Genomic DNA, 14,322 nt, shown 5'->3' with positions numbered 1-14,322 from the left:
CGTGCAGTTGGCGCCCTACGGGCGGGCCTTATGACAAGTGGTGCAGTCGGTGTTCTTAGGACGACCCACGTTCATACCCTGGTGGCAGCCCATGCACTGGAGGTGATAGGCAGCTTTGAGGTTGGGACGGTTGGGATTGGCGGGGTCGATTTCCTTCGTGTGACAACTGCCGCACTTGGGAGGCGTAGCCGAAAGCGGGCTTCTGTGGTGGCACGTGGCGCACAGAGTCTCGGGCTTGTTGTGGAAAGCTTCGGCCAGCTTGTCGCCCTTGATGCGTTCCATAAGGGAGGCCATATGGCGGCGGTGCGTGAAGTTGCTGGGCTCGTACTTGTCGGCCAGCGCATCAATGCTCACCTTGTAGGGACCCTGCATGGCGGTAAGGGGCTGCACGGGCTTGTGGTTCAGCACGGTTTCAGCGGCCAGGGCTTCGTTCTGGTCGGGGGGCAGCTTGCCCTTGATGCCCTGCTGCATCTGCTCCGGCGTCATGGAAGACGTAACATTGTGGCAGGTGGCGCACCATGCCTGGTCGCGCTTGGGTGTCACAATGGCGTGACAGCCCGCGCATTCGCGCCGTTCTTTGGTTTGCTGTTCATGACAGCTCACGCAGCTCACAGGGGTGTTTCCCTTGGCGCGTTTGGCGATATTGGTGGCATGCATGGCGCGGTCAAGCGTCACGAAATTGCCTTCCGCCTTGCCTTCTGTAGTGTGGCAGGTGCTACAGGCCACAGGATCGCCGGTGTGGTGGCATGTTTCGCAGTTGGCAATCTTTTTCTCGTGTGCGAGATGATTGAAAACAGCGGGTTTCATGGCCGCGCCCTTGGGATTGGGCTTGGCGCTTACCGGAAACATGACAATGGCCGACGGCGCGCCGCTGTCTGTCGGCTCCAAAGCTGCGGCCGTGGCCGATCCAGCTCCGAGCGCCGTCAGACACGCCGCGCCCGCCAGGGCCAGAGCCGCCAGCAAAAGCAGTGATGTGCCGTTCCTCATGTGCTTGTCCTTTTGCAATCAGACATTACCCCAACGCCCGCCGCATACATTGCAGCGGGTTCCTCCGTACCCCCGATCCCTACGGGGGTGAACACGCAGATATTGCAACGGTATCCCAGCATGCAAGACACGTCAAGGAGGGGCCGTTGTTGTAATTGCTTCTTATGCCTTGGGAACAGGGAGCTTGGGATATTTTTCGCTAAAAAGAGCGTTCTATTGATTGTTCACGCAACCTACAGAAAACACAGATTGTTTGCGAAAAAACATTCGTATCGTGTGATTTTGGCCGAGCAAGGGCGTTCAGCAGAGCACGGAAGAGGCGAATATCTGTGCACCGGCAAACACTTCAAGATGTTTCTGCGTAATGTTCAGCGCATCAGAGACGTGTCCGGCGCCGGAAAAGCCATAAATAACAGTGAGCAGACGCCGGGGCGAAGATGTGTCCGGCCCGTCCTCGGCAATCATGGCCCGGCGGGAATCACTGCAAGGGCAGCCGAACGCGCCCTGATCATCCGCCAGAAGAGGCATGCGGCAGAGGTCGAGTTCGTCCTTGCCAATGCCCGCATAGGATTCGCCTTCTCGCCCCGCACGCAGCACGATATTGCCGCTCAGGCGGGCAAGATCGTAGGTGCCAAGCGAAAAGCCCGTTTCAAGCGAAACCAGATTGTTGGCATCCACTGCGGAGTTTATGCGGTACAGATCCTTGCCCTGCCGTACGCGGCGGTAGAGCGCCTCGGAGGAAATGCGCACCCGGCCCGGATCGCGTCCAAAAGCCTTGAATGCCTGGCGCGAGGCACCTATTTGCGGCATGTCGGCAAGCTCCGTGTGTTCAAGACGTTGGCGCAAACCGGGCAGCACATTCTGGCCGAAAAATTGCCATAGTCGCGGTTCTTCGGCCCGAACAGGAGCAGACCAGAAAACACAGCCGAGGGCGGTATCCGGCCAGAGTGAACGTAAATGAGGATCAATGGAAATGGCGGGCATGAGCATATCCACGGGTACTCCCTTGTAATGGCCTGAAACAGCAATAAAAGTTCCAGGTGGGCCTTGGCAAGCAAAGCATCCAACACCAAAATTTTAGCTGGTGCGCGCCTCCTGCCAGAAGCGGCAGGCGGCCTCCACCACTGCGGCGGGATCGTCGGGCGGCAGCCATTGGGCCTCGGGCCGGGCGCGAAACCACGTGAGTTGCCGCTTGGCATAGGCCCGGGTGTTGCGCAGCCAGAGGGAGCGGCAGTCCTCAAGCGAAAGACGGCCCAGCAAGTACGCCAGCGCTTCGGCACAGCCAATGCCTGACCAGCCCGGCGCGGCAGGGGCGGCGCAATGGCGCATGGCCGCGCGGGCCTCGTCCAGCGCACCGCCTGCAAGCATGAGGTCAAGGCGGCGGGCCAGCCGAGGCTCAAGCCATGCAAGGGGCGCGTCCAGGGTCAGCAGGGGGCCGACGCAGAGCGGCGTACTCATGGAATTGCTGTGCCACCACGTAAAGGGCCGCCCCGTGCTTTGGCAAACCTCCAGCGCGCGGATGATGCGCTGCCGGTCGTTGGGGTGGATTTTGGCGGCATAGGCGGGGTCGGTCTGCGCCAGTTCGGCATGCAGGGAGGGTGCTCCTTGCGCGTCCACGCGGGCGGTGATCGCAGCGGTGAGTTGCGGGTCAACAGGTGGAATTTCCGCCATGCCCCGCAGCAAGGCCTGAAAGTACAGCCCCGTGCCGCCCACCAGCAGGGGCGTTTTGCCCCGTGCAAGGATGTCGCGCACCTTGTCCACGGCGGCCTCTGCCCAGCGGCCTGCGCTGATCTTTTTTTCGGTAGGCAAAAAACCGTACAGGTGGTGGGGGCAGCAGGCGCGTTCTTCCGGCGAGGGCTGGGCCGTAATCAAGGGGAAATCGGCATAGACCTGGCGCGAGTCCGCGTTGATCACTTCGCCGTCAAGAGCTGCGGCCATGGCAAGCGCCGCCGCCGTTTTGCCCGAGCCGGTAGGCCCGGCCAGGCAGATAACCGGCAGCGGCGCAGAAGTCGTTTCAGGCATGATCACTTAACGCGGAAGCCGCCAAAAGGCGGTGCAAGACAGGGCGTGCCCTGACGCACTTCACCTTTGCGGTATTTATCCATAAGGGCCGTGCGCACGTTTTCAGGCACGAGGCCCTTGATGTCCGCGCCGTGGCTGGCGGCTGCCTTGACGATGGTGGAACTGATGAACAGCCACTGGTAGTCGGTCATCAAAAAGACCGTCTGGATGCGGCGTTGCAGGCGGCGGTTCATGAGCGCCAGCTGGAATTCGTACTCAAAGTCCGAGGCGGCGCGCAGCCCGCGCAGCAGGGCGCAGGCCCCGCGTTGGGCCGCGTATTCCACCGTGAGGCCGGAGAAAGGCTCCACCACGGCGCGCGGTTCATCCTTGAGCGCCTCCCGGGCCATTTCCACACGTTCTTCATGGCTGAACAGGGGGAATTTGGGCGTGTTGTCCGCCACGGCCACAACAATTTGGTCAAATACTTCGCAGCCGCGCCGTATAAGGCTCAGGTGCCCGTTGGTCAGCGGATCGAAGGTGCCGGGGTAGAGTGCTATTCTCATGGCAGTGTCCAGATGCATATGCGTGTCTGACCGAACAGGCGTTCGGCCTCAAGAGTCCATTCTGCGGGCAGGTTTACCCGTGCGTCTTTTTCAATTTCAGCCGTTACAAAAGCCCCCGGTGCAAGCCAGCGGCGAGTAGCCAGCAGCTTGAGGGCCGGATTGGCAAGATTTTTGCGGTAAGGCGGATCCATAAAAATAAGCGAATACGGCTCCGCAGGGGGAGTTTTGAGCACACGTAGCACATCGTCGCTCACAATGCGGGCCTCATTTTCCACCCCCAGGGCGGCGATGTTGGCCTTGAGGCAGCGCACGGCCTGGGGGGCCATTTCCACCATCAGGGCGTGTTCCGCGCCCCGGCTGATGGCTTCAAAGGTCAGGCTGCCGCTGCCCGCAAAGAGGTCAAGCACCCGTGCACTGTACCAGTCCATGCCGCGCGCGGCGAGCATGGAAAAAAGCGCCTCGCGCGTTTTGCCCATGGCGGGGCGATAGCCCTCGCCTTCAACAGTCTTAAGGTTGCGTCCGCCAAGACGCCCCGAAATAATCCGCATGACGGCCTACATGCGTGAGAGCAGGCGAGTGAGGGCGTAATCCATCTTTTCCATGGCCTCCTGCAGCTCGGTTTGTTCCACCCACGGGCGGTTTTCAACATCGGCCATCTTGCCTTTGAACATGCCCCATTTGCGTTCCACTTCGTCCGTGAGGAACGTCCAGTTGACGCGGGGATGGGCCTGGGTTTCGTGCTGCACGGTTTCGGTGAGCTGCGGCCCTTCAAGCACCATTTCTTCAAGATAGGTGGCAATAAAGGGGCGCTTGGCGAATTTTTGCTCAATGAGTCCGGCCAGCACGCTCTGGGCCTTTGTCTCGCCGTGGGTCAGCACCACCTGCGCGCCGTTGCCGGTCAGGGGTTTGAGCCATTCAATCAGCTGGCTTTGCCCGGCGTGGCCGGAAAATCCGTTGATGGTGAAAATCCGGGCGGCAACTTCAATATCTTCGCCAAAGAGCGTGATCTTTTTGGCCTTTTCCACCAGCTTGCGGCCCGGCGTGCCCACGCCCTGATAGCCCACAAAAACAATGCTTGCGCCGGGCTTCCAGATATTGTGGCGCAGGTGATGGCGTACACGGCCCGCATTGCACATGCCACTGGCCGAAATGACGATGGCAGGGCCCTTGTAGTCATTGATGGCCTGAGATTCGGCGGCGGAAAGCGTGTAGCGCAGGTTGGGCAGCGAGAAGGGATCATCCCCGCCGTTGAGCATTTTGAGGGCTTCATCGTCAAAAAGCTCACGGTTGCGCTCAAAAACTTCTGTGGCGCGGATGGCCAGGGGGCTGTCCACAAATACGGGCATATCCGTCGGCAGTTTGTTCTGCTTGGTGAGCATGTGCAGGCAATAGAGCACTTCCTGCGTACGCTCCACGGCAAATGCCGGAATAATTACCTTTTCGCCCTTGCCGTAGCTGTAGGCAATGGCTTCGCCCAGTTCGTCCACGCTGAGGTTTTCGTCCTTGTGGTCACGATCGCCGTATGTGGATTCCATGAACACGTAATCGGCCTTGGGCGGGGTTTCGGGGCTGCGTACAATGAGCGACTGCGGGCGGCCAATGTCGCCCGAAAAAATGAGACTGGTGGTTTTGCCGTCTTCATCGGCTTCAAGGCGCAACGAGCCGGAACCAAGGATATGTCCAGCATCATAATAGGTTACGCGAATGCCCGGTGCAGGTTCAAACACCTTGTGGTAATCAACAGTTTGAAAAAGAGTGGTCGTTTTTTGGGCGTCTTCAACATTGTACAGGGCCGTGGGGGGATTTTTAAGCCCGCGCCGCTGGTATTTGCGCGCTTCCCACAGGGCTTCCATTTCCTGAATGTGGGCGCTGTCCTGCAACATGAGGTCCAGCAGCTCGCTGGTGGCCTTGGTGCAGAAAATGGGGCCGGCAAAACCCTCCTTGACCATCTTGGGCAGCAGGCCGGAGTGGTCAATGTGGGCGTGGGTGACAAGAATAAAGTCAATAGCGGTGGGCTGATAAAGTTCAGCTTCGCGGTTGCGGGCTTCTATGGCCTTGTTGCCCTGGTGCATGCCGCAGTCAATGCAAAAGCGCTTGCCAGCTGCCTCAACCATATAACACGAACCGGTCACGGTTTGCGCCGCACCCAGAAATTGTACTTTCATCTGTTCCTCCACTGAGGGTTGGCGGCCTGAAAGACCGCAAGCCCCTTGCTGCCCGCGATACAAGGCGGAAAAGACGCAAGGAGACTTTTTTCCATAGCCGCAAGCGCGCCCCAGCGTCAAGCAAGGGCTCAGCCGACAATGTTCCCGCATTGCCTTTGGCCGAAGGCCCACATATACTGAAAGTTGCTGGCCCGTGCGGCGTCTTTTGCGCGCAGGTCTCCCCCCATACTTCAAGAGGAACAAGGAGCATTCATGCCTGAACTGCAACAGAACATGATTGACGATCTCTCTTCCGTCACCACAGAATCCTGGCGCACCTTCCGCATTATGGCGGAAATGGTGGAGGCGCTTGATGCGCTCAACGCGCTCAAGGTCAAGTGCATATCCCTTTTTGGCACTGCGCGGTGCAAGCCGGATTCGCAGGAATATAAAGATGCTGAAAAAATTTCGCGCCTGCTCGTAGAAGCTGGATTTGGCATCATCAGCGGCGGCGGCCCCGGTATTATGGAAGCCGCCAACAAAGGGGCGTATGACGCAGGCGGTGTATCTGTTGGCCTGCACATCCAGTTGCCGCACGAGCAGGGCTGCAACCAGTATGTAAAAACACGCTGCAATTTCCGCTACTTTTTCATCCGCAAATTCATGTTTGTCAAATATGCCATGGCCTACGTGGTCATGCCCGGCGGCATGGGCACCATAGATGAACTCTCGGAGGCTTTTGTGCTGGCCCAGACCGGGCGCACCCGGCCTTTCCCCATCATTCTGTACGATTCAAGCTACTGGAGCGGCCTGCTGGAATGGATGCGCAAGACCATGGCTGCACGGGGTTTCATCAAAGAAGGCGAAATCGACAAACTCATTACGGTTTGCGACACGCCTGAAGAAGTGGTTGCCCAGTTGTGCAGGGTAATTATTTAGCCGCCGTATGAATACGGAGAGCTCTGACGCGCGGGCCTTTTCTCCTGCCGGGCCGTTAACGCCGCCCCCGCCGGGTCATACCTGGCAGGGGTTGATGTGGCTGGCTCTGGAAAAGGCCCGCGTCAGCGGTGCTGCGGGCGAGGTGCCAGTGGGGGCGCTGGTGGTGGCCCCGGATGGCCGCATCCTTGCCTGTTGCGGCAATGCGCCCATCGGCGGCAATGATCCCACAGCCCACGCCGAAGTGCTGGCGCTGCGGGCCGCCGGGGCTGCGCTTGGCAACTACAGGCTCAACCAGTGTGTGCTGGTGGTGACGCTTGAACCCTGCGCCATGTGCGCCGCCGCCATAATCCATGCGCGCATTGCGGGGCTTGTGTACGGCGCAGCCGACCCTCTGGCCGGAGCTGTTGTTTCCCGCGCCGAATATTTTGACGCCCAGTGCGCCAATCACAGGGTATGGCACATGGGCGGCGTGCTTTCCGAGGAATGCGCCTCCTTGCTCCACGACTTTTTTGGCCAGAGGCGCGAGTAGGCTGGCATGTCGAAATGAAGCCGCGGCGGGGTCTGAGTCCTGCATCCGCCGCACAACCTGCCACAGGAGCAGTATGCTCGAACTGACAGTATTTATGAGCGGCGCGCTGGTCATGGTGCTTGAAATGGTCGGCGCGCGGGTATTGGCCCCGCATGTGGGAACATCTGCCGTCGTGTGGACAAGCCTTATAGGCGTGGTGCTGGCCTGCCTAGCCTTGGGTGCATGGGCGGGAGGACGGATGGCCGACAAGACCCTTTCCCGGCGGGGGTTGGCCCTGGCTCTGGCCGGGGCAGGCCTTGGCAGCGGGCTGACGGCCTTGTGCCATGAGGCCATCGGCCAATGGGTGACGGCTGCCGTGGGTAACCTGTATGTGGCAGCGGTTCTGGCGGCGGTGTGCATTTTTGCCCTGCCCGCCTTTTTTTTCGGCATGGTGACGCCTTATGCCATACGCCTGCGCATCAAGAGCGTGGATTCCTCAGGTGCTACCGTGGGCAGGCTTTACGCCCTCTCCACTGCGGGCAGTATTGTGGGGACCTTTCTGGGCGGCTTTATTCTCATATCCTTTTTGGGCAGCACGAGCATCTTGTGGGGTGTGGCTGCGGCCATGCTTGGGCTTTCGCTGTGCAACGGCGGGGGACAGGTGCGTTTGCGCGTTGTGCTGCTGGCTGTTTGCGGGCTTATGGCTGTGGCGGCGGCAAACTATGGCCGCTGGCAGGATGGCAGGGCCATGAGCCATCTGGTGGAAAGCCCCTATAACAGCATCCGCGTTTTTGAAGGGGTAGACTGGGCGCAGAACGGCAGGCCCGTGCGCCTTATGGCTACTGACCCCGGTTACAGCCAGTCGGGCATGTATCTGGACGCTCCCAATGAACTGTATTTCCGGTACACCCAGTTTTACGCGCTGGGGCCGCATTTTACGCCCCATGCGAGCCGGGTGCTCATGCTGGGCGGCGGCGGGTATTCTGTTCCCAAGTGGCTTCTTGCCGATAATTCCCCTCTGGCAAAGCCCGAAGCCGTGCGTGTGACCGTGGTGGAGCTTGACCCGGCCATGACGGAAACCGCCCGGCGCTGGTTTTCTCTGCGCGACGATCCCCGTCTGACAGTGCGCCACGAGGACGCCAGAGCTTTTCTGAATCGTCAGCGCGATCAGTATGACTTGGTGTTTGTGGATGTTTTCAACTCGCACTACGCCGTACCTTTCCAGATGGGAACACGCGAGGCCGCGGCTGCCCTGCGGCGGGCGGTGGCCCCTGGCGGGGTTGTGCTTATGAACGTTATTTCCGCTGTGGAAGGGCCGGATGGTCGCCTGTTTCAGGGGATTTTCAACGCGTTGCGCCAGTCCTTTGCCGAGGTGCAGGTGTATTGCGCTGGCGGCGAAGCACCCGACAAGCTGCAAAACCTGATGGTTGCGGCCTTTCCCGAACAACGGCCCGACAGCTCCGCGGGCGCGCTGCCATCCCTTGCGGCGGCAGGCACAGAAAATGCCCCGTCAGGCGGCTTGCGCCTTGCCGACATGCTGACAAGCAGGTACACGGGTACAGACCCTTTTGCCACCCCGGCGCTTACGGATGATTTTGCCCCGGTGGAACGCTACACGCTGGTTTTGTTGCGTCAGTAGCGCACAGGCGGCAACGCTTGCAGAGGGCGGAGGAAAAAGCTATTCTGGTGCCCTAACGTGAGGGAGGCGCATATGGACAATAGTGTTGTCAAACCCGTCAATCCCAATGACCTCGTGCTGGATATCGTTGGGAGAAAGTATGTGAGCGGCAGTTCTCTGACCACGGCGGAAGAACTGATGGCTCTTTCCGCATCTGCTGGCGAGATGGCCAAAAATTATGGCCCCGGCCCCGCCGAAATGGTGTTGAAGAAGCCGGAACTGCCGGAAAACGTCAAAGGGATACTGGTCGAACACGCCGGGTAAGTTTTCTGCCAAAAGCGCTGTTGCCCACCTTTGCTGGATGGCCGTAAGGCCCGGAAGGCAGAGCTTGGCCCTTGCTTGCTGTTACTACGTTACTAATGCCTACTTGGGGGGCTTTTTTTGAACGAAACAATTGATGATCTCACAGTGCAGTTTGAGGAAAACGGTCAGGTTATCGTTAACGAACTGGACAAGGTTGTGCTGAGCAAGGGCGCGTGGACCACCATTCTTTTTCGCTATCAGCAGTGGCAACCGGAAAAAGACTGTTTTGGCCCGGACATGTATGTTATCCGGCGCTACAAAAAGGCGGGTGGTGAATACCGCCAGCAGTCCAAATTCAATATTTCCAGTGCGGATCAGGCCCGCAAGATTGTTGACGCCCTGAGTTCCTGGATCAATTAGATAAAGCCTCGGCGGAGCGGGCAGTTGCAGCTTTTGCAAGTACACTCCCGTGTTTGACCGGGCAAATGCATACCTCCTGCGCGTGAAAGTTACACATTGTAACTTGCAGGATATTTAACCAGCTTGCATCTGGCAAAGGCCGGCTCCTTTTGGAGTGTCGGCCTTTTTTTGTGGAGCAGGGCTGAGGTTGGCAGCACAAAAGCTTTTTATGAGCTTTTGTGCTGCCATGCGCAGGAAGCGCCCCGGTTTATCAGGGCGCTTCGCGCAGGAGGAGGGAAGGGGATACGCCCATGTGGCAGCATCGGCGTATCCGCAGCTGTGGCTGCGGAGGCAATGGTTGCGGCGTAGTTGCGGCCTATCCGCTACCATTATGTATGTTGAAACATACCGTGGGCGGCGTTAGCTTTGCGTTAAGGATTATCGGTGGTCTGCTGTTGCAGACGCATGTTGGCTGGCGGGCTGGCAATGCACTGTAAAAACACCCTGCCGGGCTTTGCTGAAAAAATCGGATTGCTGAATGGACATAGCGGTACCGAATTTTAGCGGGTATTCCATATCCAAAAAATACAGTATACCCGCATTTCGTACTAAACAAAATTGAGAAAGCTGAAGTTTGGCAAAAAACACTGTGAACAGGTAGGGAAATGCGGTGCCGCCAGCGGGCAGGCTCAGTTTTTTGCTTGAAAAAAATAATATCTGTTGACATTGAAAATGCCCCAAACTATGTTTGGGCAATCACTGATTGGGTATAGTAAATTTTTTTGCAGAGGCTTTACATGGGTAAGGCTCCAAGCGGAAAGTCTACCTCCCGTAATCTCTGGAGTCCTTATGGCTACTTCTATCTACGTCGGCAATCTGCCCTGGTCCGCCACTCAGGAAAGCGTTGAATCCCTGTTCAACCCCTACGGCGAAGTTCTTTCCGTGAAGCTCGTTTCCGACCGCGAAACCGGCCGCGCCCGTGGCTTTGGCTTTGTGGAAATGGAAGACGCCGACGCCATCAACGCCATTGCCGCTCTTGACGGCAAGGAATTTGACGGCCGCGCCCTTCGCATCAACAAGGCTGAGCCCAAAAAGCCCGCCCCCCGTCGCTGGTAGTCGACCAAATTCGCTTGATATGGAAGGCCGCGAGAAATCGCGGCCTTCTTTTTGTCTTAAAGCCGAATGAATATGGCTTGTTTGCCGGGCTGGTGCGCACAACAAAAGGGCGGTTTGGGATCAATGCCAAGGAACAACGGCCTGCCTGGGTCAGCCATCAGAACGGCTCATGCGGTAGCCAATGCCCACATGGGTGCGGATGCAATCACATTGCGGCGATGCGGCCTCCAGTTTTTTGCGCAAGGTTGCCATGAACACGCGCAATGAAGGAAGCGACTGCGGCAGGGCACTGCCCCACACGGCCTGCAAGATTGTTTTGTGCGTAAGCACCTTGCCCACATTGTTTGCCAGCAGGCACAGCAGCTTGTATTCCATGGGCGCAAGATGCACCTGTTGCCCGGCAACGCTGACGCACCCTGCGGCAAAATCAATATGCAGGTCGCCATTCTCAAAGCTGCTTTCGCTGCGGTCCATGTGCCCGCGTTCATACCGAACGCGGCGCAGGGCGGCGCGCAGCCGGGCCAGCAATTCATCAACGCTGAAAGGTTTGGTAAGGTAGTCGTCCGCGCCTGCGTCCAACGCGGCCACCTTGTCGTCATCTTCGGTGCGGGCGCTCAGCACAATAATGGGCAGCATGGACCATTGGCGCACCGCCCGGATGATATCTACGCCGTCCATGTCCGGCAGGCCCAGGTCAAGCAGTATGACGTCAGGATTGGCCCGCGAAGCCTCTGCAAGGGCCTCGCGCCCGGTGGCGGCGGTCAGAAAGGATATGCCGTGGCTCTCAAGCGTGGTGGTCATAAGCGCGCGGATGACCTTGTCGTCTTCCACCACAAGAATACGCTCTGGGACGCCGTTGGCGTTCTGCGCTGGGGGAGTAGCTGCTGGCGAATATAGCGGCATGGATGCTCCTTCTGTCAGGCCGGGAGGGTAAAATCTTCGGTTTCGCGTGGCAAAGTCATGGAAAAAACCGAGCCTTGCGGCGTGTTGTCAAATACCTCAATACTTCCGCCGTGGGCCTGCACAATGCTGCGGCACAAGGCCAGCCCAAGCCCCATCCCTCTGCGGCCATCGCCATTTTTTATGGCTGCGGAGTGGAACATGTCAAAAATGCGGCCCTGTTCCTCTTTTGAAATCCCCAGGCCGTTGTCGGCAACTTCCAGCCTGACCCACGGCCCGTCAGCCCTCGCCCGTATGCGGATGGCTGTTCCCTCTGGCGTATGTTTGACGGCATTGTCCAGCAGATTGACCAGCACCTGCACCATGAGCCGGGCGTCCATGCGGGCCATGAGCATGCCTTCGGGCATTTCCGCGCGCAGATCGTGGTGTGCTGCTCGGCGGCTGGTGATCTGTACGGCCTCGGCGATGACATCTTCAAGCAGCTCCGGTTCAAGGCGAAGGGTAAAATCCTGCTGCTCAAGCCGGGTGAGGGCCAGCAGGTTTTCCACCATGCCCACAAGATAGCGGGCTTCCTCTTCAATGGAAGAGGCAAGGGCCGCATTGCGTTCCGGCGAGCCGGATCCGTCCTGCCCGGCGAGGATGGCGGCATTGCCGCAGATGCCGGTGAGCGGCGTGCGCAGATCGTGCGAGATGGAGCGCAGCACATCGGCGCGCAGTTTTTCCTGCTGCGCATGTACGGCAATACTGGCGTTGGCCTTCGTGAGTCGCTCTTTTTCCAGAGCAAGCGCGCATTCCCCTGCCAGCGCCAGAACAAGGTTTTTGCTGTTGGCATCGGCAAGCGGAGCCGTGCGCCCCGGCAGAACATGCAGCTCGGCCACGGCGAGCACGGCAGACTGGCTGCTGATGGGGATAAAGCTGTGCCGCGATCCGGGCAGGGAGTCTGTTCCAGCGCCGGCAGGGCGGTTATTCTTGGCAACCCACTGGGCAACGCCCAGTTCGTCTTTTGGCGTGTCCCTGTTATCTCGCGATGCCGCGCGTGCGCTGCCAGAACCCTGCATTTTGTCAGCCCGGTAGGAAAAAACGGGTCGGGTTTCAAGCAACCCTTGCCGCACGGAATAAAGCGTTGTTTCGCACCCCAGCAGGGTGCCGAGCTGGCGGGCAGTTTCCAGCAGGATGGCTGGTTCGTCCTTGGCCTTTTGCAGGCGGCGGCTGTTGCCCAGCAGCAGTTCCGTATGCAGCGCCCGCACCGTGCTTTGCCGCGCCTGCATACGTGCCCGCCCCGTGATGGCGCTGGTGGCGGCAGAAACCAGCAGCATTGCGCAAAAAAGCCCCACATAGTCCGTATCGTAAACCGTAAAGCTGAAGCGCGGCTCAACAAACAGAAAATCGAAGAGGCCCACCCCGGCCACGGAAGACGCCACACCGTACCACGGCCCGGTGGTGAGGATGGAAACGCCCAACACTCCCAGCATGTACAGGCCCGCAATGCCGCCATTGGGCATGCCCAGCGAGAACATGAGCAGACCTGCAACGCTGCACACGGCCATGATCGCAGCAGTGGCGCACCATTGCCGCCACGAGCGGGGGGCTGTGCCCCGCAAGGCTCTGAGCGCCGCAAACAAAGGGCCGGCATGTTCGGGTGCTCTGCCCACGGGCACGACATCGGGGATGATGTAGGTTTCCATCTCCGGCGCAAGTTCGGCAAGGCGCTCCACCAGCGTTTTGCTTTTGCGGAACAGCCACCCGCTGGCCGGGGAGCGCCCCACCACAATCTTGCTTACCCCGCTCATGCGCGCGTATTCCGCTATCTGGGCGGGAACGTCCTCACCGTGCAGGGTCACGATAACCGCGCCCAGGTCTTCCGCCAGTTTCAGGTTGTCGTGCAGGGTGTCGCGGCTTTTGGCGTCACTGCGGCGCGGCGCAGTGTTTTGCACAAAAAGGGCAGTGAAATCAGCACGAAAGGCCTCCACCATGCGCGCGGCGGTGCGGATAACCCGCGCATTGCTGGGCGCGCCTGAAAGGCAGATGAGGATATGCTCCTTGATCTGCCGCCCTGTTTCCTGCCCTCCGCCAGCGGCGGATGCCCGCCGGTTGACGCGGTCGGCCATGCGGCGCAGGGCAATCTCCCGCAGGGCAATGAGGTTGGCTGGCAGAAAAAAGTGTCCCAGCGCCCGTTGCGCCTGCGCCTCGGCGTATATTTTGCCTTCGCGAAGGCGGGATACAAGTTCGTCTGGCTCCAGATCGACCAGTTCCACCTGATCTGCACCGTCAAAAACGCTGTCGGGTATGCGCTCGCGTACCACCACTCCGGTCATGGCGGCTACCACATCGTTAAGGCTTTCCAGATGCTGCACATTAACTGTGGTCCATACGGATATGCCCGCCTGGAGCAGCTCCTCCACGTCCTGAAAACGCTTGAGGTTGCGGCAGCCCTGCGCATTGGAGTGGGCCAGCTCATCCACAAGGGCGATTTCCGGCTTGCGAGCCAGCACGGCATCCACATCCAGCTCGTTGAGCGTGATGGTCCTGTGCTCGATCCGCAGGGGCGGCACGGCCTCCAGACCCGGCAGCAGGGCCGCTGTCTCCGGCCTTGGATGCGGCTCCACATAGCCCACAACAATGCTGTGCCCCTGCTCCTGAGCGGCGTGGGCCGCCCGCAGCATGGAATATGTTTTGCCCACGCCAGCCGCATAGCCGAAAAATATCTTGAGCAATCCTCTGGGCGATGGGCGCACGATTGCGCCCGCCTCGCCAGCGAGGGGCTTGCCGCCCGGAGTCACCTGTTGCAACTGGGCCAGCAGGGCATCGGGGGATGGACGTTTGTAGCTGTCTGTCATGGTTGTT

General features: G+C 59.4%; 14 protein-coding genes. 6 read left to right on the top strand and 8 right to left on the bottom strand.

The genetic code is table 11. The features are described 5' to 3' along the window. Positions 1-15: 15 nt before the first annotated feature. The 6 genes from RDK48_RS11405 to RDK48_RS11380 all read right to left on the bottom strand — a co-directional run bounded on the left by RDK48_RS11405 (position 16) and on the right by RDK48_RS11380 (position 5,716). Positions 16-987 carry a nine-heme cytochrome c gene (locus RDK48_RS11405; protein WP_209818767.1) on the bottom strand — a complete coding sequence of 324 codons (972 nt, stop codon included), beginning with the start codon at positions 985-987 and terminating at the stop codon, positions 16-18. 300 nt (positions 988-1,287) lie between these two features. Next, on the bottom strand, positions 1,288-1,977 hold the full coding sequence (locus tag RDK48_RS11400; RefSeq protein WP_298993240.1) for a B3/4 domain-containing protein: 690 nt from the start codon (positions 1,975-1,977) through the stop codon (positions 1,288-1,290). An 87-nt stretch (positions 1,978-2,064) separates the two neighbouring features. Continuing rightward, positions 2,065-3,009, bottom strand: a complete 945-nt coding sequence (miaA, locus tag RDK48_RS11395) for a tRNA (adenosine(37)-N6)-dimethylallyltransferase MiaA (RefSeq protein WP_298992581.1) — start codon at positions 3,007-3,009, stop codon at positions 2,065-2,067. 2 nt (positions 3,010-3,011) lie between these two features. Beyond that, the gene (coaD, locus tag RDK48_RS11390) at positions 3,012-3,569 is read right to left on the bottom strand and encodes a pantetheine-phosphate adenylyltransferase (protein WP_374042275.1); all 558 of its coding nucleotides are present in this window, start codon (positions 3,567-3,569) and stop codon (positions 3,012-3,014) included. Next, complete coding sequence (rsmD, locus tag RDK48_RS11385) at positions 3,548-4,099, bottom strand: 16S rRNA (guanine(966)-N(2))-methyltransferase RsmD (protein ID WP_298992586.1); 552 nt, start codon at positions 4,097-4,099, stop codon at positions 3,548-3,550. The genes coaD and rsmD overlap by 22 nt, the downstream gene beginning before the upstream one ends. Before the next feature lie 6 nt (positions 4,100-4,105). Continuing rightward, positions 4,106-5,716, bottom strand: a complete 1,611-nt coding sequence (locus tag RDK48_RS11380; RefSeq protein WP_298992588.1) for an MBL fold metallo-hydrolase RNA specificity domain-containing protein — start codon at positions 5,714-5,716, stop codon at positions 4,106-4,108. A gap of 252 nt (positions 5,717-5,968) precedes the next feature. On the opposite strand from RDK48_RS11380, the gene RDK48_RS11375 reads away from it, so the two are divergent. The 6 genes from RDK48_RS11375 to RDK48_RS11350 all read left to right on the top strand — a co-directional run bounded on the left by RDK48_RS11375 (position 5,969) and on the right by RDK48_RS11350 (position 10,578). Then, positions 5,969-6,634 carry a TIGR00730 family Rossman fold protein gene (locus RDK48_RS11375; RefSeq protein ID WP_298992591.1) on the top strand — a complete coding sequence of 222 codons (666 nt, stop codon included), beginning with the start codon at positions 5,969-5,971 and terminating at the stop codon, positions 6,632-6,634. A 7-nt stretch (positions 6,635-6,641) separates the two neighbouring features. Then, complete coding sequence (locus tag RDK48_RS11370) at positions 6,642-7,163, top strand: nucleoside deaminase (RefSeq protein ID WP_298992593.1); 522 nt, start codon at positions 6,642-6,644, stop codon at positions 7,161-7,163. A 73-nt stretch (positions 7,164-7,236) separates the two neighbouring features. Further along, positions 7,237-8,781 (top strand): fused MFS/spermidine synthase, encoded by a 1,545-nt coding sequence (locus tag RDK48_RS11365; RefSeq protein ID WP_298992594.1) that lies wholly within the window; start codon positions 7,237-7,239, stop codon positions 8,779-8,781. Positions 8,782-8,853: 72 nt separating this feature from the next. Continuing rightward, positions 8,854-9,084 (top strand): hypothetical protein, encoded by a 231-nt coding sequence (locus RDK48_RS11360; protein WP_192112409.1) that lies wholly within the window; start codon positions 8,854-8,856, stop codon positions 9,082-9,084. A 117-nt stretch (positions 9,085-9,201) separates the two neighbouring features. Continuing rightward, positions 9,202-9,483, top strand: a complete 282-nt coding sequence (locus RDK48_RS11355; RefSeq protein ID WP_027180673.1) for a hypothetical protein — start codon at positions 9,202-9,204, stop codon at positions 9,481-9,483. An 828-nt stretch (positions 9,484-10,311) separates the two neighbouring features. Continuing rightward, a complete protein-coding gene (locus tag RDK48_RS11350) occupies positions 10,312-10,578 on the top strand; it encodes an RNA-binding protein (RefSeq protein ID WP_308587958.1) in 267 nt (88 codons plus the stop codon). 150 nt (positions 10,579-10,728) lie between these two features. On the opposite strand, the gene RDK48_RS11345 is transcribed toward RDK48_RS11350, so the two are convergent. Both RDK48_RS11345 and RDK48_RS11340 read right to left on the bottom strand, forming a co-directional pair. Continuing rightward, positions 10,729-11,481, bottom strand: coding sequence for a response regulator (locus RDK48_RS11345; protein WP_298995664.1), 753 nt, complete (start codon positions 11,479-11,481; stop codon positions 10,729-10,731). Positions 11,482-11,495: 14 nt separating this feature from the next. Further along, entirely contained in the window at positions 11,496-14,315 is a 2,820-nt protein-coding gene (locus RDK48_RS11340) for a sensor histidine kinase KdpD (RefSeq protein ID WP_298995666.1), read from the bottom strand. Positions 14,316-14,322 lie beyond the last annotated feature (7 nt).

Source organism: uncultured Desulfovibrio sp. (assembly GCF_902477725.1).
Taxonomy (GTDB): Bacteria; Desulfobacterota; Desulfovibrionia; order Desulfovibrionales; family Desulfovibrionaceae; genus Desulfovibrio.
This window is presented reverse-complemented; position numbering and strand designations above follow the sequence as displayed.